The sequence below is a fragment of the Gaetbulibacter aestuarii genome, assembly GCF_039537665.1.
Lineage (GTDB): Bacteria > Bacteroidota > Bacteroidia > Flavobacteriales > Flavobacteriaceae > Gaetbulibacter_A > Gaetbulibacter_A aestuarii.
Map to the genome: position 1 here is coordinate 374,770 of NZ_BAABAY010000001.1, position 25,693 is coordinate 400,462.

19 protein-coding genes and 1 tRNA gene are annotated in these 25,693 nt (G+C 38.7%); 1 reads left to right on the forward strand and 19 read right to left on the reverse strand.

Annotation, left to right across the window (positions count from 1 at the left end; all coding sequences use genetic code 11):
* Position 1 precedes the first annotated feature (1 nt).
* From ruvA to ABD682_RS01650, 15 genes are all read right to left on the reverse strand, one after another.
* Positions 2–583, reverse strand: a complete 582-nt coding sequence (gene ruvA / locus ABD682_RS01580; protein WP_344738280.1) for a Holliday junction branch migration protein RuvA — start codon at positions 581–583, stop codon at positions 2–4.
* Positions 584–629: 46 nt separating this feature from the next.
* Positions 630–2,927 carry an NADP-dependent malic enzyme gene (locus tag ABD682_RS01585; protein WP_344738282.1) on the reverse strand — a complete coding sequence of 766 codons (2,298 nt, stop codon included), beginning with the start codon at positions 2,925–2,927 and terminating at the stop codon, positions 630–632.
* A 105-nt stretch (positions 2,928–3,032) separates the two neighbouring features.
* A complete protein-coding gene (queG, locus tag ABD682_RS01590) occupies positions 3,033–3,959 on the reverse strand; it encodes a tRNA epoxyqueuosine(34) reductase QueG (protein ID WP_344738284.1) in 927 nt (308 codons plus the stop codon).
* A gap of 146 nt (positions 3,960–4,105) precedes the next feature.
* The gene (locus ABD682_RS01595; RefSeq protein WP_344738286.1) at positions 4,106–4,657 is read right to left on the reverse strand and encodes a hypothetical protein; all 552 of its coding nucleotides are present in this window, start codon (positions 4,655–4,657) and stop codon (positions 4,106–4,108) included.
* A 231-nt stretch (positions 4,658–4,888) separates the two neighbouring features.
* Positions 4,889–5,995, reverse strand: a complete 1,107-nt coding sequence (locus tag ABD682_RS01600; RefSeq protein WP_344738288.1) for a nickel-binding protein — start codon at positions 5,993–5,995, stop codon at positions 4,889–4,891.
* Positions 5,996–6,122: 127 nt separating this feature from the next.
* Positions 6,123–7,448: a cytochrome P450 gene (locus ABD682_RS01605; RefSeq protein WP_344738291.1), complete on the reverse strand. Its 1,326-nt coding sequence runs from the start codon at positions 7,446–7,448 to the stop codon at positions 6,123–6,125.
* A 48-nt stretch (positions 7,449–7,496) separates the two neighbouring features.
* Positions 7,497–8,519 carry a Holliday junction branch migration DNA helicase RuvB gene (ruvB, locus tag ABD682_RS01610; protein WP_344738294.1) on the reverse strand — a complete coding sequence of 341 codons (1,023 nt, stop codon included), beginning with the start codon at positions 8,517–8,519 and terminating at the stop codon, positions 7,497–7,499.
* A 72-nt stretch (positions 8,520–8,591) separates the two neighbouring features.
* The gene (locus ABD682_RS01615; RefSeq protein ID WP_344738296.1) at positions 8,592–10,382 is read right to left on the reverse strand and encodes a cytochrome c oxidase subunit I; all 1,791 of its coding nucleotides are present in this window, start codon (positions 10,380–10,382) and stop codon (positions 8,592–8,594) included.
* A gap of 23 nt (positions 10,383–10,405) precedes the next feature.
* Positions 10,406–11,473 carry a cytochrome c oxidase subunit II gene (locus ABD682_RS01620; RefSeq protein WP_344738298.1) on the reverse strand — a complete coding sequence of 356 codons (1,068 nt, stop codon included), beginning with the start codon at positions 11,471–11,473 and terminating at the stop codon, positions 10,406–10,408.
* Positions 11,474–11,504: 31 nt separating this feature from the next.
* The gene (locus ABD682_RS01625; RefSeq protein WP_344738300.1) at positions 11,505–12,875 is read right to left on the reverse strand and encodes a quinol:cytochrome C oxidoreductase; all 1,371 of its coding nucleotides are present in this window, start codon (positions 12,873–12,875) and stop codon (positions 11,505–11,507) included.
* A 43-nt stretch (positions 12,876–12,918) separates the two neighbouring features.
* Complete coding sequence (locus ABD682_RS01630; RefSeq protein WP_344738302.1) at positions 12,919–13,386, reverse strand: c-type cytochrome; 468 nt, start codon at positions 13,384–13,386, stop codon at positions 12,919–12,921.
* 106 nt (positions 13,387–13,492) lie between these two features.
* On the reverse strand, positions 13,493–14,026 hold the full coding sequence (locus ABD682_RS01635; protein WP_344738304.1) for a DUF3341 domain-containing protein: 534 nt from the start codon (positions 14,024–14,026) through the stop codon (positions 13,493–13,495).
* 4 nt (positions 14,027–14,030) lie between these two features.
* Positions 14,031–15,758 carry an NrfD/PsrC family molybdoenzyme membrane anchor subunit gene (gene nrfD, locus ABD682_RS01640; protein WP_344738306.1) on the reverse strand — a complete coding sequence of 576 codons (1,728 nt, stop codon included), beginning with the start codon at positions 15,756–15,758 and terminating at the stop codon, positions 14,031–14,033.
* Between the two features lie 29 nt (positions 15,759–15,787).
* Positions 15,788–18,886 (reverse strand): TAT-variant-translocated molybdopterin oxidoreductase, encoded by a 3,099-nt coding sequence (locus tag ABD682_RS01645; protein ID WP_344738308.1) that lies wholly within the window; start codon positions 18,884–18,886, stop codon positions 15,788–15,790.
* Positions 18,887–18,917: 31 nt separating this feature from the next.
* On the reverse strand, positions 18,918–20,225 hold the full coding sequence (locus ABD682_RS01650) for a c-type cytochrome (RefSeq protein ID WP_344738311.1): 1,308 nt from the start codon (positions 20,223–20,225) through the stop codon (positions 18,918–18,920).
* A 212-nt stretch (positions 20,226–20,437) separates the two neighbouring features.
* Between ABD682_RS01650 and ABD682_RS01655 the strand changes: the two genes are divergently transcribed.
* Positions 20,438–20,824 carry an SPOR domain-containing protein gene (locus tag ABD682_RS01655; RefSeq protein ID WP_344738314.1) on the forward strand — a complete coding sequence of 129 codons (387 nt, stop codon included), beginning with the start codon at positions 20,438–20,440 and terminating at the stop codon, positions 20,822–20,824.
* Positions 20,825–20,890: 66 nt separating this feature from the next.
* Here ABD682_RS01655 and infB read toward each other — a convergent pair whose 3' ends face one another.
* From infB to ABD682_RS01675, 4 genes are all read right to left on the reverse strand, one after another.
* Positions 20,891–23,581, reverse strand: coding sequence for a translation initiation factor IF-2 (gene infB / locus ABD682_RS01660; RefSeq protein WP_344738316.1), 2,691 nt, complete (start codon positions 23,579–23,581; stop codon positions 20,891–20,893).
* A 29-nt stretch (positions 23,582–23,610) separates the two neighbouring features.
* The gene (nusA, locus tag ABD682_RS01665; RefSeq protein ID WP_344738318.1) at positions 23,611–24,843 is read right to left on the reverse strand and encodes a transcription termination factor NusA; all 1,233 of its coding nucleotides are present in this window, start codon (positions 24,841–24,843) and stop codon (positions 23,611–23,613) included.
* Positions 24,844–24,855: 12 nt separating this feature from the next.
* Entirely contained in the window at positions 24,856–25,317 is a 462-nt protein-coding gene (gene rimP / locus ABD682_RS01670; protein WP_344738320.1) for a ribosome assembly cofactor RimP, read from the reverse strand.
* 259 nt (positions 25,318–25,576) lie between these two features.
* Positions 25,577–25,649 (reverse strand) — tRNA-Gln (locus ABD682_RS01675).
* Positions 25,650–25,693 lie beyond the last annotated feature (44 nt).

The window sequence follows — 25,693 nt, forward strand, 5'->3', positions numbered from 1 at the left end:
ATTACAAGTTTTTTAGCGCCTGTTTTATTATGGTTTCAACATCTGCATCAGGCTGTGAAGCGACGAATTTATCAACGACACGCTCAGCTTGCTTCTTAGCAAAACCTAACACTTCTAAAGCAGATAACGCTTCATCCTTATTGGTATTGCCCTGAACAGGAGAAACTTCATCAATATCATAAATCTTTAAAATTTTATCCTTTAAATCTAAAATAACACGTTGCGCGGTTTTTGCACCAATACCCTTAATGGATTGGATCAAGGCCACATCGCCTGTAGCAATACCTTCTCGAACCTGTTTTGGAGTTAGCGAGGAAAGCATGGTTCGGGCCGTGCTGGCACCTACGCCGCTTACAGAAATAAGGAGTCTAAATATTTCACGCTCCGCCACAGAGGAAAATCCAAATAAGGTATGCGAATCTTCCTTGACCTGGAGATGCGTGTATAATTTTAAGTTTTCAGCATCGGGAATTTTAGAAAAAGTATGCAATGAAATGTTTATCATATAACCTACCCCGTTGCAATCTATAACCACATGGGTAGGATTTTTTTCAGTGAGTTTTCCCTGTATGTGCGTAATCATTTATTGAAATGGATTATTTCGAAATGTAATAAAAATATTTAACTGTTTATTTTGAAGCATTCTTTTCTTGCTCCCAGCGTTCTTTTTGTTGAGCATCAATTACTGAAATAGCCGTCATGTTCACAATTTCATCCACACTGGCTCCTAATTGAAGGATGTGAACAGGTTTGCGCATTCCCATCATAATTGGGCCTATGGAATCTGCTTCATTTAATTCTTTCAATAACTTATAAGTGATGTTTGCGGCATCGAGATTCGGGAAAATAAGCGCATTCACCTTTTTTCCAACCAACTTCGAAAACGGAAATTTTTCTCTCAACATATCATCATTTAAGGCGAAATCGGTTTGTAATTCGCCATCGACTACCATATCCGGAACATGCTTATGTAAGAATTCAACAGCATCCCGCATTTTAGTGGCACGCTCATGTTTTGAAGAGCCAAAATTAGAATAGGACACCATAGCGATTACCGGATTCAATCCGAACATTCGCATCACCTTATCTGTCATTTGAGCTATTTTTGCAAGATCTTTGGCACTTGGATCAATATTTATTGAAGTATCACTTAAAAACATCGGTCCTCGTTTCGTGATCATCAGGTTGGTTGTTGCCACTCTTGAAACGCCTTTGGCCATCCCGATTAACTCGAGCATTGGTTTTACAACTGACGGATAACTTCGGGAATACCCTGAGATCAAAGCATCGGCATCGCCTTCGTTTACCATCATGGCGGCATAATAGTTCCGTTCACGCATAAGGCGCTGGGCCGAATAATAGGTTACACCGCGGCGTTTACGCTGTTCCCAAAATACTTTGGCATAACGGTCTTTATTTTCATTTTCTTCCTCTGTTTTGGGATCGATGATTGGAATATCTCCTTCAAATTCGATCTCCTTCATTAGGGCCTCAATCGTTTCTCTTCGTCCTAAAAGAATAGGATGTGCAATACCTTCTTCGTGAACGATCTGAGCTGCTTTTAAAACATCCAATTGATCTGCCTCTGCAAAAACCACACGCTTAGGATTCAATCGTGCACGATTAAGGAGTAATCGCACGATCTTATTGTCAGATCCCAGGCGTTCCAGTAAATGGTCTTCGTATTTCTCCCAATCAGTAATATCTTTTTGCGCCACACCACTTTCCATAGCTGCTCTCGCAACGGCGGGTGGCACTGTAGCAATTAATCGTGGATCAAAAGGTTTCGGGATAATATATTCTTTACCAAAAGTTAATCGGGTTTCACCATAGGCAATATTGACCTGTTCCGGCACCGGTTCTTTTGCCAGTTTGGCCAGCGCTTTTACAGCGGCCTTTTTCATTTCCTCATTGATCTTGGTGGCCCGAACATCCAGAGCTCCTCTGAAAATAAATGGGAAACCAAGTACGTTATTTACCTGATTAGGATGGTCGCTACGGCCGGTGGCCATAATAATATCTTTTCGCGTTTTAATTGCCAGATCGTATTTTATCTCAGGATCTGGATTGGCCATAGCAAAAACGATCGGGTTCTTAGCCATAGATTTTAACATCTCAGGCGATACAATATTCGCCATAGACAAACCGATAAACACATCGGCATCTTTCATGGCCTGATCAAGCGTATCGATCTTTCTACTGGTAGCAAATTCTGCTTTTTCAGTTGATAGATTTTCGCGGTCATTACGAATCACCCCTTTACTATCGAGCATCACCATATTTTCTCGCTTAGCTCCGAAGGCCTGGTATAATCGTGAGCAAGAAATGGCAGCTGCCCCTGCACCACTAATTACTATTTTTACCTTTTCTATTTTTTTCTTAGCTAATTCTAAGGCATTTAATAAGGCTGCCGCCGAAATGATAGCCGTTCCATGCTGATCATCATGCATCACCGGAATATCTAATTCTTCTTTTAAGCGACGTTCTATTTCAAAGGCTTCCGGAGCCTTGATATCTTCCAGATTAATGCCGCCGAAAGTTGGTGCAATATTTTTAACGGTCTCAACAAACTTATCAATATCCTTGGTATCTACTTCAATATCGAATACATCGATATCTGCAAATATCTTGAACAATAATCCCTTTCCCTCCATAACCGGTTTGGAGGCTTCCGGACCAATATCGCCCAAACCTAAGACGGCGGTACCATTAGAGATCACAGCTACTAAATTTCCTTTAGCTGTGTATTTATACGCTTTGTTCTTATCTTTTTCAATCTCCTTACATGGTTCTGCCACACCAGGAGAATAAGCCAGTGAGAGGTCTCTCTGAGAGGAATATTTTTTTGTTGGAACAACTTTTATTTTCCCCGGTATGGGTTTGGCATGATATATAAGGGCTTCTCGTCGTTTACTTTCTTCGCTCATTGGAATATTCAATTAAAATGAATCAAAACCTAATCGGTTGATTACTGTTTGTTTTGGTATCTCTTACTACGCATAACAAATATAGTAATCTAACTAAGGATAACCTTAATCTTTTAGGAATTTGATGTTTCTTTTTAAACCGGAATATTTAGTACGCTTTACGGCCGACTTTTTAAATACCTTTTTGAAGGTATCCTCGGTAATTTCCTCCCAATCTTTTTTAGTCATTTTGAGCAGATCTGGATGCGGATCGAACAACGGTTCCCGATGCGATTTAGAAAAACGATTCCATGGACAAACATCCTGACACACATCGCAACCAAACATCCAGTTGTCCATTTTGCCTTTAAAAGACGTTGGTATATTGTCCTTTAATTCAATAGTAAGATAGGAAATGCATTTACTGCCGTCAACGACATATGGTTCTATGATAGCTTCGGTTGGGCAAGCATCGATACATGCTGTGCAGGATCCACAATGATCGGTTACCGGTGTATCATAGTGCAGTTCAAGATCGATAATCAATTCTGCAATAAAGTAAAATGAACCTACCTTTTGAGTGAGCAGGTTACTGTGTTTCCCGATCCAACCCAAGCCAGATTTTGCAGCCCAGGCTTTATCGAGAACCGGCGCTGAATCTACAAAAGCACGACCATGCACCTCGCCTATTTCGGTTTGTATAAATTGTAAAAGGGTCTTTAATTTATCTTTTATAACAAAGTGGTAATCGGTTCCGTAAGCATATTTGCTGATTTTTGGGGCCGTTTTATCTTTTTGTTCTTCCGCAGGAAAATAATTTAGTAGTAATGAGACTACGCTTTTAGAGTCCTCAACCAATTTGGTGGGATCCAAACGCTTATCGAAATGATTTTCCATGTAGTGCATTTTACCATGGGCATTATTTTTCAACCAGCGTTCCAATCGTGGCGCTTCATTTTCTAAAAACCCGGCTTTGCTTATTCCACAAGATAAAAAGCCAAGGCGTTTGGCTTCGGCTTTTATAAGCTGGGTATATTTTTCTTTGGAATTCAAATTACTTCTATTAATACGAAAGTACAATATTAGATTCTACGATTTTAAATTCCGTGTACAAAAAAACCGAAGTATAAAACTTCGGTTTTTTCTGCTTATTCAAATAATTACTAACTGATAATATGATTAAATAGCTAATAATATTTTTAACCGGCAGGAGATTCAGCAGGAACATTTGGATTCTCGTGGGCGAAAATTCCATCGGGATTATCTAAGGCAATCCAAACATGTAAGGTCCAAAATGGTCCTACGATCTCCCAGTCGTCTTCACTGCCGGTAAAACCTTCGGGTGGTGTATTAGGATCCTCTAAAGCCTCTCTAAGAATTAAATACTCTACGCCAACAAACTGCATATTACCCTCCGTATCCGGCACGTAAAGTAAAGTTTCAGGTTTATCCAAATCGAAAATGCCATCTACCAAATCCATATTGGCAAAGTGATGACCCATATTAGGAACATATCCGGTTAGATCTGTATCATAACCTCTTGATAAGGCTACGGTAAACCTGTTGTAGGCAATAGTTTTAATTTCTAAAAAATTGAGCTCAGCTTGTAAGGTTTCTCCATTAACAGAATGGTTTACATCGCCCAAATTATTTTCATCGGGTGGAGCTTCCGTTAAAATATCTTGATTGGAGCAGGATAGTGCTAACATCGTCCCTAGTATTAGGAAGGACATAATTATTAATTTTTTCATGATTAAGTGGTTTTAGTTTGACTTTGATTGCTACACAGTACTATCAATAATGCTCATAGGGAAACATTGGTATTCCACAATTTGGAATGCCCGGATCGAAAAGAGGAATATAAAACACTTCTGCAGATTAACGACGGTTTAAATAGCCTCTTGAATACATCTAAATTACATTATTTCAATTATTTAGACTTGAACAAATCACCCAAAGAATGCAACAAAAATGACACTTTGTTATTTTAGTGAAGCTAAATTTTTGAACTCTAAAGGCTTCATCCCAAAGTTTTTCTGGAAGCATTTAGTAAAATATGAAGGATTATTAAACCCGGAATCGAAAGCGATTTCTGAGATGGTTTTATGGGAAGATTCCAATATAAAAAGGGCCTGATTTAATCTAAAATCCCTTAATAATTGATTTGGAGATTTGTTAAGGATATTTTTACATTTTCGGTATAACTGGGAATTACTCAACAAAAGCTCTTTGCCAAGATATTCTACATCAAAATCAGAATTTACCCAATGCGTGAAAAGGACTTTTATCAATTTTTTTATGAATTCCTCTTCTTGTTTGGATAATAAATTTACTTTGGTTTTGTCGATCATTAGGTCTTCAGCCTGAATCAAATTATATACCGTATTTGAGATAACCAATGAACCATATTTGAATCCCGAACAAATAAATTCAAGACACTTCAATGTGGAGCCAAATAGCTCAGTATCTCCATCAACAGGGTTACCGGCATGTATAGCCATTTTAAGATTTAAATCTTTAGAAAAAGCGGCTAATTCATTTTGAATATCCATGGCACACTGATAGGTATTTTTGGGAGATTCGAAAGTGCCAATGAGTTTATTTGAAACAGAATCTGCTGTAACACCGCCATGATTTTTAATAATTTCTAAAATCTTGTTCTTATTTTGTTTTAGAAGTTCCTCTGCTTTTTCACGTCCTAATTTGTGAAGTACTATAGGTTTATTAACTACAGAAACCATGAAAATAACCCGAAAAGCAGGATCGTTGTATACTTTTATTTTACTATCAATCATGTAATCGACCACCTGAGGATCCATAATTCTTCCTAAAAAGGCTTTTACTATGCGCTTATCAACCTCAATGATCTCGTCCGGTAATTGTTCATGAGCGGCATTATGTAAAGCTACGGCAGCCTCTTTACTGGGTGCCTCAATTAAACAGAATACATTATTCCTCTCCTGATCGAACCAATAAGTGAGACAATTACATTTGAATTCGTCCTGGATTTCCAAATCCAACTGATGAGCTTTGGCTACATCCTCGGCAGTTAAACCCTGACCAATATGTAAGTCCATATACAGTGGCATACCTGTTTTTATTAAATGTATTGGGAATTTTCTGTATTAAATATACTAAAAATAATCCAACCTTCGGAATTTCAGAGGGTTATAAAAAAGAAGCGCCCATGTTTTTAGTGTTCTTTATAACCATTGATCAACGCTTTTCAAATCGTAAAAATCCATTTTTAGGTTTTAAAGTTATCAGGGGATTGACGGCTATTTCGTCAAATTCAGGATAGAGTTTATAGGTTTTAACCAGATGATTGACCGCCAGGATCATTTCGAACATAGCAAAATTATTTCCAATACATTTTCTGGGCCCTGCACCAAATGGAAAGTATTGAGACGAAAATTTTTGTCCGCCTTCATCAAAACGTTCTGGATGAAAATCATTGGGATTGTCCCATAAATCCGGATGTCTGTGGATTGCATAAACATGAATCAGGATATTTGAATCTAAAGGAATATCCATATCCTTGAACTTATCCGGTTCTAAATTAACCCGATCAATTATATAAGCGGGAGGAAATAAACGCATGGCTTCCTCAATAACTTGCTGGCAGTTTTTCGATGCCATAATTTCCCCCATGAGATCGTTGGATTTCATTTTGTTTTGTTGAAATTCCTGGTAAATAACCTCTTGCCATTCCGGATGTTTTGCCAATAACTGAAAGGTAAATGTCAACACATTCGAGGTGGTTTCATGACCGGCAATAAAAATAATCAACAGTTCATCAATAAGTTGTTCTTCATCCATAGATGATCCATCATCATATTTTGATTCTAAGAGCATATCTAATAAATCTCCATAGGACTTTTTGGATGCCCGCCGTTCGTCAGCAATGTGTCGCAAAATGTCTCTTGACTCTTCACTTAAATTCAATTGTCGATCTTTAGAACCGCTCAAATGAAACCACCAGGCTAAATAAGGTTGGCGTAATTCTTTGATAAATCGTTTTTGAATATTTTCTGTAATCCATTGCAAACGTTTTATCTGTTTTGGATTTGCGGCATTACTGAATAAAGATTGCACAACAGTATTAAAAGCCAGATCATTGAGAATGGGAAATATATTTGTTAGTTTCTCCTCTTCAATATTTTTGAATTCTGATATAATAGCGTCCTCAATAGATTCCAGCAAATGAATTAATTGTTTTTTGTGAAAGGCCGGTTGAATAAGCTTTCGTTGTTTTCGCCAGTGCTCACCTTCAGATGTTAATAAACCCTTCCCAACATATTGTGACAGGTTCTCCGTTTGTACTTTTGTTTTAGTATAATTTTTTTGATTTTTTTTAAGTACGTAATCTGCTAAATCAACATCTCGGGAAAATAAAGCCTCAACAGAAATAGCTTTAACTTTGAAATTTTCTCCTAATGTTTTAAACTTTTTAAGGTGAAAAGGAAGCGGGTTTTTAATAATCTTGTAAGAGTTCATTAAAAACTCCCAAGAAGACACCGTAGGAATGTTCTTTTTGTTCATGGATTTGGGTATAAAATTAATAGGCCTTTGGGCCAAAAGAATACTATTTTAAAATAGGCCGCCTTGAATATCACCTTTTATTTTACCAAGGTGCTTATAGGCTTGCTCAGTCACTTCACGTCCTCGAGGTGTTCTCATTATGAACCCTTGTTGTATTAAAAAGGGTTCGTATACTTCCTCAATGGTTTCAGGACTTTCACTAACGGCTGTGGCAATGGTGGTAATGCCAACGGGACCGCCTTTAAATTTGTCTATAATGGTGGAAAGTATTTTATTATCCATGTCGTCCAGGCCATGAGCATCGACATTTAAGGCTTCCAGGGCATACTTGGCGATCTTAATATCGATTTTTCCATCACCTTTGATCTGCGCAAAATCACGAACACGTCGTAATAAGGCGTTAGCTATTCGCGGTGTACCGCGGCTTCTTCCAGCAATTTCAATAGCGGCTTCCATAGAAATAGGAACATCTAATATCCCGGCGCTACGTTCTAAAATTGAAGTTAGTAATTCGGTATTATAATACTGTAAACGACTTTGTATTCCAAAGCGGGCGCGCATCGGTGAGGTTAACAATCCGGAGCGAGTAGTTGCACCAACCAGCGTAAAAGGATTCAGATTGATCTGTACGGTACGTGCGTTTGGACCGGTTTCGATCATAATGTCGATCTTGTAATCCTCCATAGCAGAGTACAAATATTCCTCAACAATCGGACTTAACCGATGGATTTCATCGATAAATAAAACATCACGTTCTTCGAGATTGGTAAGTAAGCCGGCAAGATCGCCCGGTTTATCTAAAACCGGACCAGAAGTTACTTTTATACCTACATTTAATTCCTGAGCAAGGATGTGTGCCAAGGTGGTTTTTCCTAATCCAGGAGGACCGTGAAACAGGGTGTGATCCAAAGCTTCGCTTCTCAAATTAGCTGCCTGAACAAAGATCTGAAGATTTTCCAATACCTGATCCTGGCCTGTAAAATCATCAAAGGATAAGGGCCGTAATTTTTTTTCTACATCAAGATCTTCCGGAGAAAAATTTTGATTTGAAGGATCTAGGTTTTCATTCATACTACACAAATATAAACAAAAAGCCTTTCTGTTCTAGAAAGGCTTTTTAATATTATTTCATGCATTTTTATGCTAATGATGTAATTCTTCTTCTCCCTCTTTTAATGGCACATTCTGAGGTACGAAATCTTCATCATGTCCGGGTTTACTATAATCATAAGCCCAACGATGTACATGAGGAATTTCACCTGGCCAGTTACCGTGTATGTGTTTCACAGGTGCTGTCCATTCTAATGTTGTAGACTTCCAAGGGTTTTGTGGTGCTTTCTTACCATAGAAAATACTTCCGAAGAAATTCCATAAATAAAGAATTTGAACCACCCCTCCTATTAATGCGAATGTTGTAATTACAACATTAACATTGGCTATGTCATCAAACAATGGGAAATTCGAATTGGTATAATAACGACGTGGTAAACCTGCCATTCCTATAAAGTGCATTGGGAAGAATACCCCGTAAGCACAAACTGCAGTAACCCAGAAATGTATATATCCCAAATTCTTATTAAGCATTCTACCAAATAGTTTAGGATACCAGTGGTAAATACCAGCAAACATTCCGTACAAGGCTGAAATACCCATTACCAGGTGAAAGTGCGCTACTACAAAATACGTATCGTGAACGTTAATATCCAGAGCACTATCTCCCAAAATAATTCCTGTTAAACCACCAGTAATGAATGTTGATACAAAACCGATGGAGAATAGCATGGCAGGGTTCAATTGCAAATTCCCCTTCCACAAGGTTGTTATCCAGTTAAAAGCTTTTACCGCAGAAGGTATGGCAATTAAAAGGGTTGTAAATGTAAATACTGATCCTAAAAATGGATTCATTCCGGAAACGAACATATGGTGACCCCAAACAATGGTAGACAAGAATGCGATCGCTAAAATTGAGGCGATCATGGCTCTGTAACCAAAAATAGGTTTTCTTGAGTTTGATGCCATAATTTCTGATACTAATCCCATCGCAGGCAAAATAACAATATATACCTCCGGATGTCCTAAAAACCAGAATAAGTGTTCAAATAATACCGGTGATCCACCTTGATAATGCAAGACATCACCTTGAATAAAAATATCGGATAAGAAGAATGATGTACCAAAACTTCTATCCATAATTAATAATAAGGCAGCAGATAATAATACCGGGAATGAAATAACACCGATTACAGCTGTAATAAAGAACGCCCAAATGGTAAGCGGTAATCTGGTCATCGACATACCCTTGGTTCTTAAGTTGATAACTGTTACGATATAGTTTAATGATCCCAATAAAGATGAGGCAATAAAGATAGCCATAGATACGAGCCATAAGGTCATACCTGTTCCCGAACCACTTTGCGCCATAGGCAATGCACTTAACGGTGGATATATCGTCCAACCTGCAGCAGCAGGTCCAGTTTCAACGAATAAAGAGATCACCATAACCAAACTGGAGGTGAAGAACAACCAGTAGGAGACCATATTCAAGAATCCTGAGGCCATATCACGTGCTCCGATTTGCAACGGAATTAGGAGGTTACTGAATGTACCACTTAATCCTGCTGTTAATACAAAGAACACCATGATGGTTCCGTGAATGGTTACTAATGCTAAATAAATTTCAGCATCCATAACCCCATCAGGAGCCCATTTCCCAAGAAGCGCTTCAAAAATCACATTAGGTTGTTCAGGCCATGCTAACTGAATACGCATCATCATAGACATTAATACACCAATAACACCCATAATGGTACCCGTGATCAGGTACTGCTTGGCAATCATTTTGTGATCCTGACTAAAAATATATTTAGTCACGAATGTTTCTTTATGATGATGCCCGTGATCGTCGTGAGCGTGAGTATCTGCGTGTGCTGACATAATCTATCTCGTTTTTTCTTTTATTAGTTAATTAGTGAGTTTTTAAATTTAGTTTGCTCTTTCATCCAGGCATCAAAATCTTCCTGAGATTCTACAACAATTTTCATTTGCATGTTGTAATGTGATTTTCCACAAATCTTGTTACAAAGCAACAAATAATTAAACTCATAACGGTCTAAAGGGGCTTCTCCTTTAGCGGCCAGTTCTTTACTTTTATTATTACGGATCTCGTTAATGTGTTTTACTTTTTCAACAATTTCCGGACGCAAACGCATCTCCTCCGTAGTTACTGTTGGCGTAAATCCAAATTGTGTGATCATACCCGGAACACAGTTCATCTGTGCTCTAAAGTGTGGCATATATGCCGAGTGTAAAACATCTTGTGAACGCATTTTGAATAAAATTGGGCGCCCAACAGGTAAGTGTAATTCCTTGGTTATAACATCGTCTGCCGCATTCGGATCAGCTTCATCCAAACCTAAAATATTAGCACGATCGATATCAATTAAGCGAACATTTGCTTTACCCAACGTATTGTCTTCGCCACCATAACGTGCGGTCCAATTGAACTGTTGTGCATAGAGTTCGATAACCATAGGATCATCACTCTCGTCAACACCCATGATATTAATCCAGGTATTTAATCCGTAAATGATCAAACCTGCCAAAACAATTACCGGGATGATGGTCCAAATCGCTTCTAACTTATTGTTATCGGCAAAGAATAAAGCCTTTTTACCCTTTTCACCTTTATATTTATAAGCAAAGTAATGTAATAAGAATTGGGTTACGGTTTGCACAAAGAAGATCACAATTAAGGTGATGATCATCAAACGGTCGATAGTAGGTCCGTGTGCAGATGCCGAGTTAGATAATAATGGTAAATCTCCCCATTTCACGAAGGAAATAATGGTAATGACATAGATGAATACTAAAAAGCCCATCATCAAATATCCATTTACCGAATTATCTTTATCGGTTGCAACTCCAGCGTTTTCAGTTTTAGCTTTTGATAAATCAAAAATCTTCACCATTTGCCATATGGCAATTAGGATACTTACTAAAACTATAATTGTTAATAAAGCAGTCATTGTTATCGTTCGTCTTTATTTAATATCTTAATTAATAATGGAATCCTTCACTTTCCTTAATGAATGGATTTCCTTCCGGTTGTAATTTTACTTTTGATAATCCTGTTCCTACCACGAGTATGAACAACCCTAAGAAGAATAGGATACTAGAAATTTCTGTTACGCCAAAAGACCAATTGAGTCCTACAGTTGAAGGCATTACAAGAAGGTAAATATCGATGTAATGTCCTACTAATATGGCAATACCTCCCAACATCACAAACCAGGGTATACGTTTGTAATCACTATTCATAAGAATGAGGATAGGGAATACGAAATTCAATATCAACATACCAAAGAACAGTCCGTTATACTCCTGAATTCGCATTACAAAGTAAACCACCTCTTCAGGCATATTCGCATACCAGATCAACATGAATTGATCAAACCATAAGTACGTCCAGAAAATACTGAATGCAAACATAAATTTAGCTAAATCATGTAAATGGCTGTCATTGATAAACGGCACCAACCCTTTTGATTTTAAGAATATGGTTACCATCGCGATCACCGTAATTGCAGATACGAACATACTTGCAAATACATACCATGCAAATAAAGTACTATACCAGTGCGGCGTCATAGACATGAACCAATCCCAGGCCATCATAGATTCTGTAATGATAAAGAATACCAGGAAGTACACAGAAATCTTGAAGTTCTTTTTATAAGGATTCAAATCTCCTGAAGATTCTTGTAATGCATTCTTTCTTGAGAAATAGCGGTATAAATTCCAGCCTAATAAGTACAACACGGCACGGATTACAAAGAATGGAAAATTCAGATAGCCGGATTTGGCTTGTAATATTTTGTCTTCTGCTACCAGTTCATGGTCTTGCCAGGGGAAAAAGTGCGTTCCTGCTAGTAAAATAATAGCAACAACAATAATAGATCCCGGTAACAAATAGCTTGTTATACCCTCGATAACCCTAAATAATACGGGTGACCATCCTGCCGAAGAAGCGTATTGAATGGCATAGAATACCAAAGCTCCTAAGGCGATCATAAAGAAGAAAAAGGCAGATACTAAAGTGGCCGACCATGGTTTGGTTTGCATTTGATGTAATACATGTTCCATGTGGTTCCCACCGTGTTCTTCATCCATTAGCTTCTCATGCTTTTCCATGGCATGTGCAGAATAACCTGCTTCGCCACGGGCTTCATCTACAAAGGATTCTTTGTGAGTGTCTCCATGCTCAGCCATAGCTGCGCCTTCTTCATGATGACTTTCCTGAGCAGCCAAAATTTCTTTCACATCATCAACCGTCTTAGGGGTGTCTAAAAATCCGTAGGTTAGACCGGCAAGTCCTAATACCATTAGAATGATTGAAAATACTTTTAAATTACCAGATAGCTTGTACATACTTTTAATATATAATGCAGGTTATTCTTTTATCGTTTAGGCACTATTTTGCCGAGGCTTCAAGTGCTTTTTTTAATTCCATGACATGGGCTACTACTTCCCAACGCTCTTTTTCATTAAGTTGGTTAGCATAACTTCCCATGGCGTTCTTTCCGTAATAAATGACGTGGTAAACACTACCTTCAGTAATGGCGCGTCCGGCATCGTCATAACTTGGTACCCCTAAAATCTTTTCACGTTGTACCAATTTACCTTTACCATTTCCTTTATTTCCATGACAAATCGCACAATAAATATTGAACAATTCTTCACCTTTTTTCATATCTACCATAGTAGAGTCTAATGGGCTTTTAAGGTTTTCCTTTGCCATTAAATAGCCTTGTGCGGTATCCGGGTATTCGTAAAGACTATGTCCTCTTGGAATGGTTCCGTCTACAGGTTGTTGTGCCTCCCAGCCGGTTGCAAAAGCTTTCGATTCACTATAAGCCTCATAAGGTACAGGTTCGTACATGTTAGGCATATATTGATAGTTAGGCTGTCTGTCATTTTTACATGATACGAAGCTAACTAATGCTACTATTACTACGGATATTTTAATTAAGCTTTTCATATAATTATTAATGGGCTTTGTCTACTAAATTAATTTCTACGGCACCGGTTTCTTTCAATAATTTTTGAAGATCCTTACCATCTCCGTGAACAGCTATTTCCATTAAAAAATGATCATCTGTTGTTCTCGGATCCGGATTTTGTGGCTTTCTGAATGGCCAGATTTTACTTCTTAAATAAAATGTGATTACCATTAAGTGGGCGGCAAAAAATACCGTAAGTTCAAACATAATAGGAATGAAAGCAGGCATATTATGATGAAAACTAAAACTAGGTTTTCCACCAATATCTTGTGGCCAATCCTGAATCATCATATAGTTCATCATCACAACGGCTACAGTTAAACCTGTTATTCCATATAAAAACGAGGTGATAGCAATACGTGTTGGCGCAAGCCCCATAGCTTTATCTAATCCGTGAACCGGAAATGGTGTGAACACCTCTTCGATGTGATACTTTGCTGCCTTAACTTTTTTTACAGCTGACATCAAGATATCGTCATCAGTATAAATAGCGTGTATAACTTTTGAAGATTCTTCCATACTACTATTCGTTTAATAATTTTTTAGCTTGTCCTGCCCAATCTTCACGTTCTGCTTTTCCTTTTAAAGCTCCTGTTATAGAATCAAACAAGTCGTATTCTTTTTTGGTCATTTTAGCGATCTGCTTATAGGAATAAATGCCCATATCATTTAAATGAACGGCCGATTTCGGTCCGATACCATTAATCTTCATCAGATCGTCTTTTTTCTCTGTCTCCGGATCGAAAGCTCCTAATCTTTCTACCAACAAGGCAATTTCACCCGAGTGTTTATGTTGTGATACACCACTGAACGTATCAATTTCTGAAGTACGTTTATCAGTTGCTGTACCTTCCAAACTTTTCCCTTCTTCACGTAATCTTTTGTAACGTGCTCCTGAGGATTTTAAAATCGTTTTAACCTCTGCCTGAGCAATCGTTGGGAAGGTTCTTGCATATAATAAGAATAATACAAAGAAGAATCCTATGGTTCCAATAAAGATACCAACATCTACGAAGGTTGGTTGGAACATCGCCCATCCTGAAGGTTCACGACCTTTACTCAAGTCGATCACAATAATATTGAAACGCTCAAACCACATCCCAATGTTAATAATCAAGGCAACAACGAAGGTCCACATAATGTTTCGTCTCCATTTTTTAACCCATAGTGTTAAGGGCACAATGAAGTTACAGGTAATCAATGCCCAGAATGCCCACCAGTAAGGACCGGTTGCAGCACCATAAGACAGATACGTATAATTTTCATAAGGGTTACCGGAATACCATCCGATAAAATATTCTGTTCCGTAAGCAATCGATACAATACCTCCGGTTAAGATAATCACCTTATTCATGTATTCAATATGAAGTAGTGTGATATAGTCTTCCAGATTGGATACCTTACGCATAACAATCAATAGCGTTTGTACCATGGCGAATCCTGAGAAAATCGCTCCGGCCACGAAGTACGGTGGGAAAATCGTGGAGTGCCATCCTGGTACTACCGACGTGGCGAAGTCGAAGGATACAATTGTATGCACAGAAAGTACTAATGGTGTTGCCAAACCTGCTAATACCAAAGATACTTCTTCGAAACGCTGCCAATCTTTAGCTCGACCGGACCAACCGAAACTTAACAGGGTATATATTTTCTTTTGAAATGGTTTTACCGCACGATCTCGAATCATTGCGAAATCCGGTAATAAACCTGTCCACCAGAATACCAATGAAACTGATAAATACGTTGAGATCGCAAATACGTCCCAAAGCAATGGCGAGTTAAAGTTCACCCATAAGGATCCAAATTGGTTTGGAATTGGTAGTACCCAATAGGCTAACCAGGGGCGACCCATGTGAATGATCGGGAATAAACCGGCTTGAACTACGGCAAAGATGGTCATAGCCTCGGCAGAACGGTTAACGGCCATTCTCCATTTTTGACGGAATAATAAGAGTACAGCAGAAATCAGGGTTCCGGCGTGACCAATACCTACCCACCAAACGAAGTTGGTAATATCCCAGGCCCAGTTGATGGTTTTGTTCAATCCCCATACTCCAATACCTGTAGATATGGTGTAGATAATACATCCTACTCCCCATAGAAAAGCAGCCAGGGCAATACTAAAAACTATCCACCACGATTTGTTTGCTTTTCCCAATACCGGGGCACCAACATCAAGACTTATGTCATGATATGACTTCTCCCCACTAACTAATGGTTCTCTTATAGGTGCTTCGTAATGTGACGACATATTTTAAATAATTATCTTAATTCAAATTTTTATGATTCTGTGGTGTTTTTCACCATCACCTGATACATAACATTAGGTTTGGTGCCAATACCTTCCAATAGATGATACATTCTATCGTCGTGTAATTTCTCCACAATCTTAGCCTCTTTGTTGTTTACATCTCCAAATACCATAGCACCATTGTTACAAGCTGCCGAACAGGCGGTTTGGAATTCACCATCTTTAACTTCACGACCTTCGCGTTTCGCATCTAAAATGGTTTTTTGTGTTTTTTGGATACACATAGAACATTTCTCCATAACACCTCTTGAACGCACTACAACATCAGGATTCAACACCATACGTCCTAAATCATCGTTCATGTAGTAATCAAACTCATCGTTCTCACTGTATAAGAACCAGTTGAAACGACGTACTTTATAAGGACAGTTGTTAGCACAGTAACGTGTACCAATACAACGGTTATAGATCATTTGGTTCTGACCTTGACGACCATGAGATGTTGCTGCTACCGGACATACCGTTTCACACGGTGCGTGGTTACAGTGCTGACACATTACAGGTTGGAAAGCTACCTCAGGGTTATCGTAAGATTCAATTTCAACCTTAGAATAACCTTCAAAAGGTTTTAAATTTTCAAGATCTTCTTGTTCTTCCTTAAAGGTGTCGTTAGAAGAATAGTAACGGTCGATACGCAACCAGTGCATATCTCTAAATTTACGTACTTCACGTTTACCTACTACAGGAACGTTGTTCTCTGAGTGACACGCAATAACACAAGCACCACAACCCGTACAAGCGTTCAAGTCGATAGACAGATTGAAATGCGGCTGTACAGAGCGATCGAAATCTACCCAAATGTTTGCATTCTTGTCGCGAACAGAAATTTCGTTATGATCGTAACTCACTTGTTCTACTTCATTCCAGTAATGCTTGTCTTTCGTATTGAAGATCTCAAGGGTTGTTTCCTTGATGATATCCTCACGACCAGCCATGGTATTTTGTAACTGAACAGAAGCAAACTCATGCTCACCATCAGCTAAACCAACAGTGGCATCCTGAATCGTATCGAAGTTTTGATAGAATTTATAAGCGTTAACACCGGTTTTCATTTCATCTTTCATCCCGGTAGATGTTCTTCCGTACCCTAAAGCTAGGCCTACAGAACCTCTGGCCTGACCCGGTTGAATAATTACGGGTACTTTTAAGGTTGTTCCATTAACAGTAACATTCGCATAGCTACCATTCAACGCACCGTTTGATACGTGTCTGTTTTCCAACTGAAGCGCATCAGCGTCGTATTTGGAAACGGTTAAATAGTTATCCCATGACGTTCTGGTAATAGGATCAGGGAATTCTTGCAACCATGGGTTGTTGGCTTGTCTACCATCACCCATACCTACTTTAGTATATAAGGTTAACTCTAAACCTCCGGATGCTTTTGCAGATGCTGCTAAAGCACGTGCTGCGTCACCCATGGCCATAGAAGTTGTTTCTTCTACATCTGAAGCCTCTGCTGTTTCAGGTGTTTCGGTAGCGATGGTTCCCATGTAAACACCATCGTGTAAAGCCTGATTGAAAGAACTTCCACCTAAAATATCAGTTCCCCAGGTAGCCTTAATATAATCGTGATATGTTGAAGGGTTATCATTCCAAATCAACATCACATCTTGAAATTGTTTTGTATCAAATAACGGACGAATCGTTGGTTGCATTAAACCATAATGTCCTTTTTTCAATTCTGTATCACCCCAAGATTCTAAGAAATGTGGGGTTGCTGCGATATATTCTGCTTGAGAAGCTGTTTCATCAGCCTTCATAGAGAAGGCTACAGAAAGATCCGCTTTCTTTAAACCTTCAGCAAAATCATCAGCATTTGGAAGAGAGTAAAGTGGATTCACACCGCACATGATAACAGCACCAATGTTTCCGGCTTTCATATCCGAAACTAAGGCCACCATAGCTTTGTCACTTCCTTGTCTTGTATAAATTGGTGTTGATTTATCAAAAATGGTACTTTTTAAATACTCATTGATTTCCAAAACAACAGTTTGTGCATTAACATCTTGAATTCCGGTAACAACAACGCCTTTGCTTCCTGCACGTTTTAATTGTGAAGCAGCTTTTTTAACAGCTTCATCAATCGCTTCAGGTAAACTTCCTGATACAGAACCACCAACCACATAGCTATATAATTTAGCTAAAGCTAATTTTTGTTCGCTAGGTTTTAATGGCACACGTTTATCGGCGTTACCACCGGTGAGGGTCATATTTGATTCAAACTGAATATGTCTTGACATTTTACCTTCATGAGGTACACGACTTTTAGCGTAGCTGGAATCAAATCCACCACCTTGCCAGTTCGCCAAGAAATCAGCACCAATCGAAACGATCACCTCTGCTTCTGAGAAGTCATAATTTGGTAAGGCACGCTCACCATATTTTGCTTCATAAGCATCAAGCGTAGCTGATTCAGAAACAGTATCGTAAACTACGTGACGAACATTACCGTATTTTTCCTGAAATTCAGAAATCAATTTACTTGTAGAAGGACTGGCAAAGGTTTGTGTTAACAACACAATCGGTTTGTTAGCCGCAGAAATATCAGTTAATTTACTTTTTGTTTCGGCAAAAAATGTCCCCCAAGAAATAGATTCTCCGGCTTTTTTAGGGCTTTGAACACGCAAACTGTCGTATAACCCTAAAACAGAGGCATTCACTCTGGCATTTACATTGCCGGTAGCCTCAGCCATAGTATTCTTTTCAATTTTTATAGGACGCCCCTCACGTGTTTTTACCAATACACTGGCAAAATCGTATCCATCTGCAATTGTAGTAGCATAGTAATTTGCAACACCAGGAATAATCTCTTTGGGTTGTTGCACGTAAGGAATCGATTTGTGTACAGGTCCTTCACAGGCTGCTAATGAAGCAGCTGCCGTAGTGAAACCTACATATTTTAAGAAATCGCGTCGGGTTGTGGAAGAAGATTCCAGAGTTTCTTTATCTCCTAAAAATGCATCTGTTGGAAGTTCTTCTACAAACTCGTTTTGTCTTAGCGTCTCAACAATGGAGCTATTCTCGTTAAGCTCCTCAACACTTTTCCAGTATTTCTTGTTTGATGACATATGATATAATTGAATTACTTCGTATTAATTTTTAATAGTGGCATCTACCACATTCCAATCCACCCATTTGGGCTTCTGTTAACTCATCCACGCCGTATTTTTTCTTCAACTCATCGTGAATTTTTTCGTAATAACCGTTACCCTCCATCTTAACGTTGGTTACACGGTGACAGTTAATACACCAACCCATGGTTAATGGTGCATATTGATACATAACTTCCATTTCCTCTACAGGTCCGTGACAAGTTTGACACTCAACACCACCAACAGTAACGTGTTGCGAATGGTTAAAGTAAACAAAATCAGGCAACTTATGAATTTGAACCCATTTTACAGGTTCTGTTTTTCCGGTGTAGCGTTGATTCGTATCATCCCAACCAACGGCTTTGTATAATTTCTTGATCTCACCATCATAGAACTCTTTAGAATATTCTTCAGTAGCCGTTTCCGGTGCTACCTCATAAATAGACTTATGACAGTTCATACAGATATTAAGTGATGGAATTCCGGAGTGCTTGCTCACACGTGCTGAAGAGTGACAATATTTACAATCAATACCGTTATCACCAGCGTGAATTCTATGAGAATAATGAATTGGTTGAACAGGTTGATAGCCTTGATCAACACCGATCTGCATCATCCATCCGTAAGCAAAATAAGCACTACCTAATAAGAAGAAGATCGCTAAAACAACCATTAAGAATTGATTCTCAACAAACGCTTTCCATAATGGCTTGCGTTTTGGTTTTTCTTCGATCTCAATATTTTGGACTTCAGCAAAACGACGTAAGGTCTTGTTCACTGAGTATAAGCCTAAAGCTAATAATGCAAATAAAATAGCCAAAGCTCCAAGCAGCACATCATTTGAAACACCACCGGTGTTGGATGGCATACCTGATCCATCACCACCACCTTGAGCCATAGCGGCTGGTTGTGCTGGTTGCGGTTTTGGTTGCGCAGTATACGCTAAAATATTATCGATATCGGCTTCAGATAACTGAGGGAAGGCAGTCATCGCCGTTTTGTTGTATTCGTTGTACAGGTTGTTGGCGTAAGTATCGCCGGATTTTAAAACCGCAGCACTGTTGTGAATCCAATCGTAGATCCATTGTCTGTCCTTACCGGCATCTTCAGCAATACGCTGCTCGATGTTACGAAGTGCAGGACCTGTCATTTTTCTGTCCAGTTGATGACAAGCAGCACAATTGGCATTAAACAATTCTTTTCCTTTTGCTGGATCACCCTCTTGAGCTGAAAGGGCGGTAGTAAATGCTAGTAAAGAAATTAAGGCTACGCGAAAGATGCTTTTACTTAATTTACGGTGAATCACCTGTTTCATATTGTTAGTTATATTAACTTCTAAACTTTGGTATGATTTTTTCTTTGATAAAGATAAAAAAGCATACATAAAATCTCAGGCAAAAGTAATACTTAAAGTCGATTTTAGAAATGTTAGAATAGTGTTAATTGCTAATTTAGATAAATTCTAAATAATAAAAAAGACCACTTTTTAGTTAATTACGTATAACTTTGTATAAATAAAATTTTAAAATGAAAACCTACTCTTTGAATATTAGCGCTTTAGTCTTTTTTCTGTTTTTGGCTTCGCCGAAATTTTGTCACGCACAAACCGGACGTGTAGAAGTAAATCAGGATCCTAAAATTGCAACCCTGTTAAATCTGAAAAAACAAATGAATAAGAGTGATGTGGATTCCGATCGCTATAAGATTCAAATATATAATGGAAATCGTTCCGGAGCTTATGATGCCGAAAAAGAATTTAAAAAAAACTTCCCGGATTGGGCCACCAAAGTGGTTTACGAGCAACCTAATTTTAAAACATGGATTGGTAGTTTTAGAACACGTTTGGAAGCCGATCGCGCCTTAAAGGAAGTCAAGAAAAAGTTTTCCAACGCCTTTATTTTCAAACCGAAATAACTAAAAAAACAGCATAAAAAAAAGCGACCTAAATGGGTCGCTTTTTTTATTTATATCAGTATTGAATTACAGTTTCTTTTTAACCTCAACTTCATGGAAAGCCTCGATAATATCACCTTCTTTAATATCGTTGAAATTCTTGATTTGCATACCGCAATCGTATCCTTTGGATACTTCTTTTACGTCGTCTTTAAAACGTTTCAAAGAAGCTAACTCTCCGGTATGAACAACCACACCATCACGAATAAGACGCACACCTGAATTACGCATGATCTTACCGCTGGTTACCATACAACCGGCAATACTACCAATTTTTGAAACTTTAAAGATCTCGCGGATCTCAGCCGTACCGGTAACTTCTTCTTTAAGTTCTGGCGACAACATACCTTCCATGGCATCTTTCAAGTCGTTAATAGCGTCGTAGATAATTGAATAAGTTCTAATATCGATTTCTTCTTTATCCGCGATCGCTCGGGCATTACCTACCGGACGCACATTAAATCCAACAATGATGGCATCTGATGCCGATGCTAATAATACATCACTTTCAGTAATAGCACCAACACCTTTATGTAGAATATTCACCTGAATTTCTTCAGTTGAAAGCTTCTGGAAGGAATCAGTTAAGGCTTCCACAGAACCGTCCACATCACCTTTAAGAATGATGTTCAATTCCTGGAAGTCACCTAATGCAATTCGTCGTCCAATTTCATCTAGTGTAATATGTCGTTGTGTTCTTACGGATTGCTCACGTTGTAATTGAGCGCGTTTCGAAGCGATCTGTTTGGCTTCACGCTCATCTTCAAACACATTAAACTTATCACCCGCCTGAGGCGCACCATCAAGTCCTAAGATAGATACCGGCGTTGAAGGTCCGGCTTCTTTGACTTCCTTACCACGCTCATCTTGCATGGCTTTGATCTTACCACTGTGTTGTCCTGCTAATACATAATCACCTATGTGCAATGTACCGGCTTGTACCAAAACGGTAGAAACATAACCCCGACCTTTGTCAAGGTAGGCCTCTACCACGGTTCCTACAGCTGGTTTATTCGGGTTTGCTTTCAGCTCTAATAATTCGGCTTCAAGCAATACTTTTTCTAATAATTCTTTAACTCCGGTACCAAATTTTGCCGAAATATCATGGGATTGGATTTTACCTCCCCAGTCCTCTACCAATAAATTCATATTGGCCAGACCTTCTTTGATTTTATCTGGATTGGCTTCCGGTTTATCTATTTTGTTAATTGCAAAAACAATGGGTACACCTGCAGCCTGGGCATGCGAAATGGCCTCCTTGGTTTGCGGCATGATATCATCATCGGCTGCAGCCACAATAATGGCTATATCTGTTACCTGAGCACCACGTGCACGCATTGCCGTAAAGGCTTCGTGACCCGGTGTATCTAAAAAGGCAATTTTCTGACCGTTGTCTAATGTTACGCCGTAGGCACCAATGTGCTGGGTTATACCTCCGGACTCACCGGCAATCACGTTCTCTTCACGAATGTAATCCAGAAGTGACGTTTTACCATGATCTACGTGACCCATTACCGTTACTATAGGAGCTCTAGGCTCTAAATCTTCCGGTTTATCCTCTACCTCTTCAATAGATTCTTCGATATCTGCTGTTACAAATTCAACCTGATAACCAAATTCCTCAGCCACGATTGAAAGTGTTTCAGCATCTAATCGCTGGTTCATGGTTACCATCATACCAAGCGACATACATGCTGAGATAACCTGTGTTACAGGAACATCCATCATGGTAGCTACCTCACTTGCTGTAACAAATTCAGTTACTTTTAGAATTTTACTATCTGCAGCTTCTTGTTGTTGATCAAGAGCAGATTGCTCTTTGTGTTGATCTCGTTTGTCACGACGGTATTTAGCGCCTTTTCCTTTACTGGATTTTCCCTGAAGTTTCTCCAGCGTTTCGCGCACTTGTTTTTTAACTTCTTCCTCGCTAGGCTCTTCTTTTATAGTACTTCTGCGACCCTTTCCTTTATTTCGGTCGTTTCTTCCCGGTTTACCCTGATTGCCACCAGGTCCGGCTTTGCTGATGCGACGACGCTTCTTTTTACCCTTGTTCTTATCGTCAGCATCGGATTTTTTATCCTCTTTCTTTTTCTTGGGTTTATTGAATTGTGATAGGTCAATTTTGTCACCAGCGATTTTTGGTCCTGAGAGTTTTTTGTATTTGGTTTCAACTTTCTCTTCAGGAATAACCGCTTCACCATCAACAATAATACGCTTTTGTGCTTCCTTCTCCTTCGCCGGTTTTTCTTCAGGTTTTGATTCCTTTTTAACTTCGGGCTTTTTGGCTTCTTTTTCGGAAGGCTCGGCTTTCTCCTTTTTAGGAGCTTCTGCAGGCTTTTCTTCTTCAGATTTAGTTTCAGGCTTTTTGGAATCCAAATCGATTTTCCCGACTTGTTTTGGTCCTGAAAGCGCTTTGGACGCTTTTATAACCTCCTCCTTTTTAGCCTCCTCGCGTTGTTTTTCTTCCTGCTCGCGCTCACGCTGTTCACGAAGCATGTCTTTTTCCTTCTGCTTTGCTTCGCTTACTTTCTGAGACTTCACTTTCTTGTTCGCGTCCGTTTCAAATTCATCCGATAGCACCTTATAGGTCTCTTCAGAAATTTTAGTAGTCGGACGCTTATCGATCTCGATGCCTTTGGAATCCAAAAATTCCACAGCACGATCCAGAGAAATGTTTAACTCGCGTAATACTTTATTTAATCTTATTGTTTCAGCCATAAATTGCCTTTAAAATACTCAAATATAAATTATTCTTCGAACTCTTCTCTTAGAATTCGAATTACATCTAATATGGTTTCTTCTTCTAAATCTGTTCTTTTAACCAAATCTTCAACCTCTTGCTCTAAAATACTTTTTGCGGTATCCAATCCGGCTTTGCTAAATTCTGCAATGATCCAATCTTCGATTTCATCGGAGAATTCTTTAAGTTCAACATCTTCCTCTGCACCTTCTCTGAAGACATCGATCTCATATCCTGTTAACTGACCGGCCAAACGAATGTTGTGACCACCTCTACCGATAGCTTTACTCACTTCCTCCGGTTTTAAAATCACCTCAGCGCGTTTATTTTCTTCATCAAGTTTGAGAGACGTTACACGTGCAGGACTTAAAGCTCTTGTTATATACAGTTGCAGGTTGTTGGTGTAATTGATAACATCGATATTCTCATTGCCTAACTCACGAACAATACCGTGAATTCTGGAACCTTTCATACCAACACATGCTCCAACAGGATCGATTCTATCATCATAAGAATCCACAGCTACCTTCGCTTTTTCCCCGGGGATACGCACCACATTTTTAATGGTTATCAAGCCATCAAATACTTCCGGGATTTCCTGTTCGAATAATTTTTCAAGGAATACCGGGGAGCTTCGCGACATAATAATGGTAGGTTTTGCTCCTTTAAGTTCAACACTTTCAATGATCCCGCGTACATTATCGCCTTTTCTAAAAAAGTCCGACGGTATTTGCTTGTCTTTTGGTAAAATGATCTCATTACCTTCATCATCCAGTAAAATCACTGCACGATGACGAATATGATGAACCTCGGCAGTGTAAATCTCACCAATAAGGTCTTTAAATTGTTTATAGATTATGGTGTTATCGTGCTCGTGAATCTTGGCAATCAGATTTTGACGTAATGCCAGAATAGCACGTCTTCCAAGGTCAATCAATTTAACCTCTTCGGATACATCTTCACCTACCTCAAAGTCGGGTTCAATTTTTCGAGCTTCGGATAATGAGATTTCCTGATTTGGATCTTCTACATCACCATCAGCAACCACCACACGGTTTCTCCAAATCTCTAAATCACCTTTATCAGGATTCACAATAATATCAAAATTATCGTCATCTCCAAATTTCTTCTTTAATGCACTTCTGAAAACATCTTCCAGAATAGCCATCAAGGTTACTCTATCAATGAGCTTATCATCTTTGAATTCTGAAAAAGATTCAATTAACGCAACATTTTCCATAACTCTTTTAAATTAAAATTTTATCATAACTTTTGCTTCTACAATATGGTCGTAAGCGATATCCGCTTGTTTTATTACGGTTACTTTGCCTTTGCCAACGGGTTTGGGCTCTCTAACTTTCCATTCCAGCTGAATGCCATCGTCATCTACCTTAACTAAGGTGCCTTTTGTGGTTTCGGTTGCTGTTTTTACCTTTAACTCTCTACCAATATTTTTTTTATACTGGCGTTTTTGAACTAAAGGGGCTGTAGCACCTGCCGACATAACTTCCAGAGAAAAATCTTCCTCCTCTCGGTCTAAATGATGTTCAATAGCACGGCTAATAAATATACAATCATCAACTAACACCCCTTTGTCACCATCTATGGTTACTTTTATTTTATTGTCATTACTTATCGAAAAGTCGATAAGAAACAAATCGGGGCGCTCTTCTAATCCCTTGTTCAGCAAGTCTTTAACTTTACTTTCTATCATTTTTTAGTATAAAAAGAGGGGACTTTCCGTCCCCTCAATTTCTTTTTTTCGCCGTTTCAACGGTGCAAATATAACATTTTTTAATGGATATATAAGCACAAAAACCAAATAAAACGCCTGATTCTGATGAGCTTAAAAGGCGTTTAATTTTTAAGGGTTTTTTAATCGTAACTATTGTAGGATGATTACCAAAACGCTGCATCTTAAATAGCACGAAAATAAAAGCCTTTACACGAGGGTAAAGGCTTTCGCTTTTTTGTTGGCCTACTAGGGCTCGAACCTAGACTCTTCTGGACCAAAACCAGACGTGTTGCCAGTTACACCATAGGCCATTGTGTAATTGAGGGTGCAAATTTAATACAAAGTTTTTTTTTCA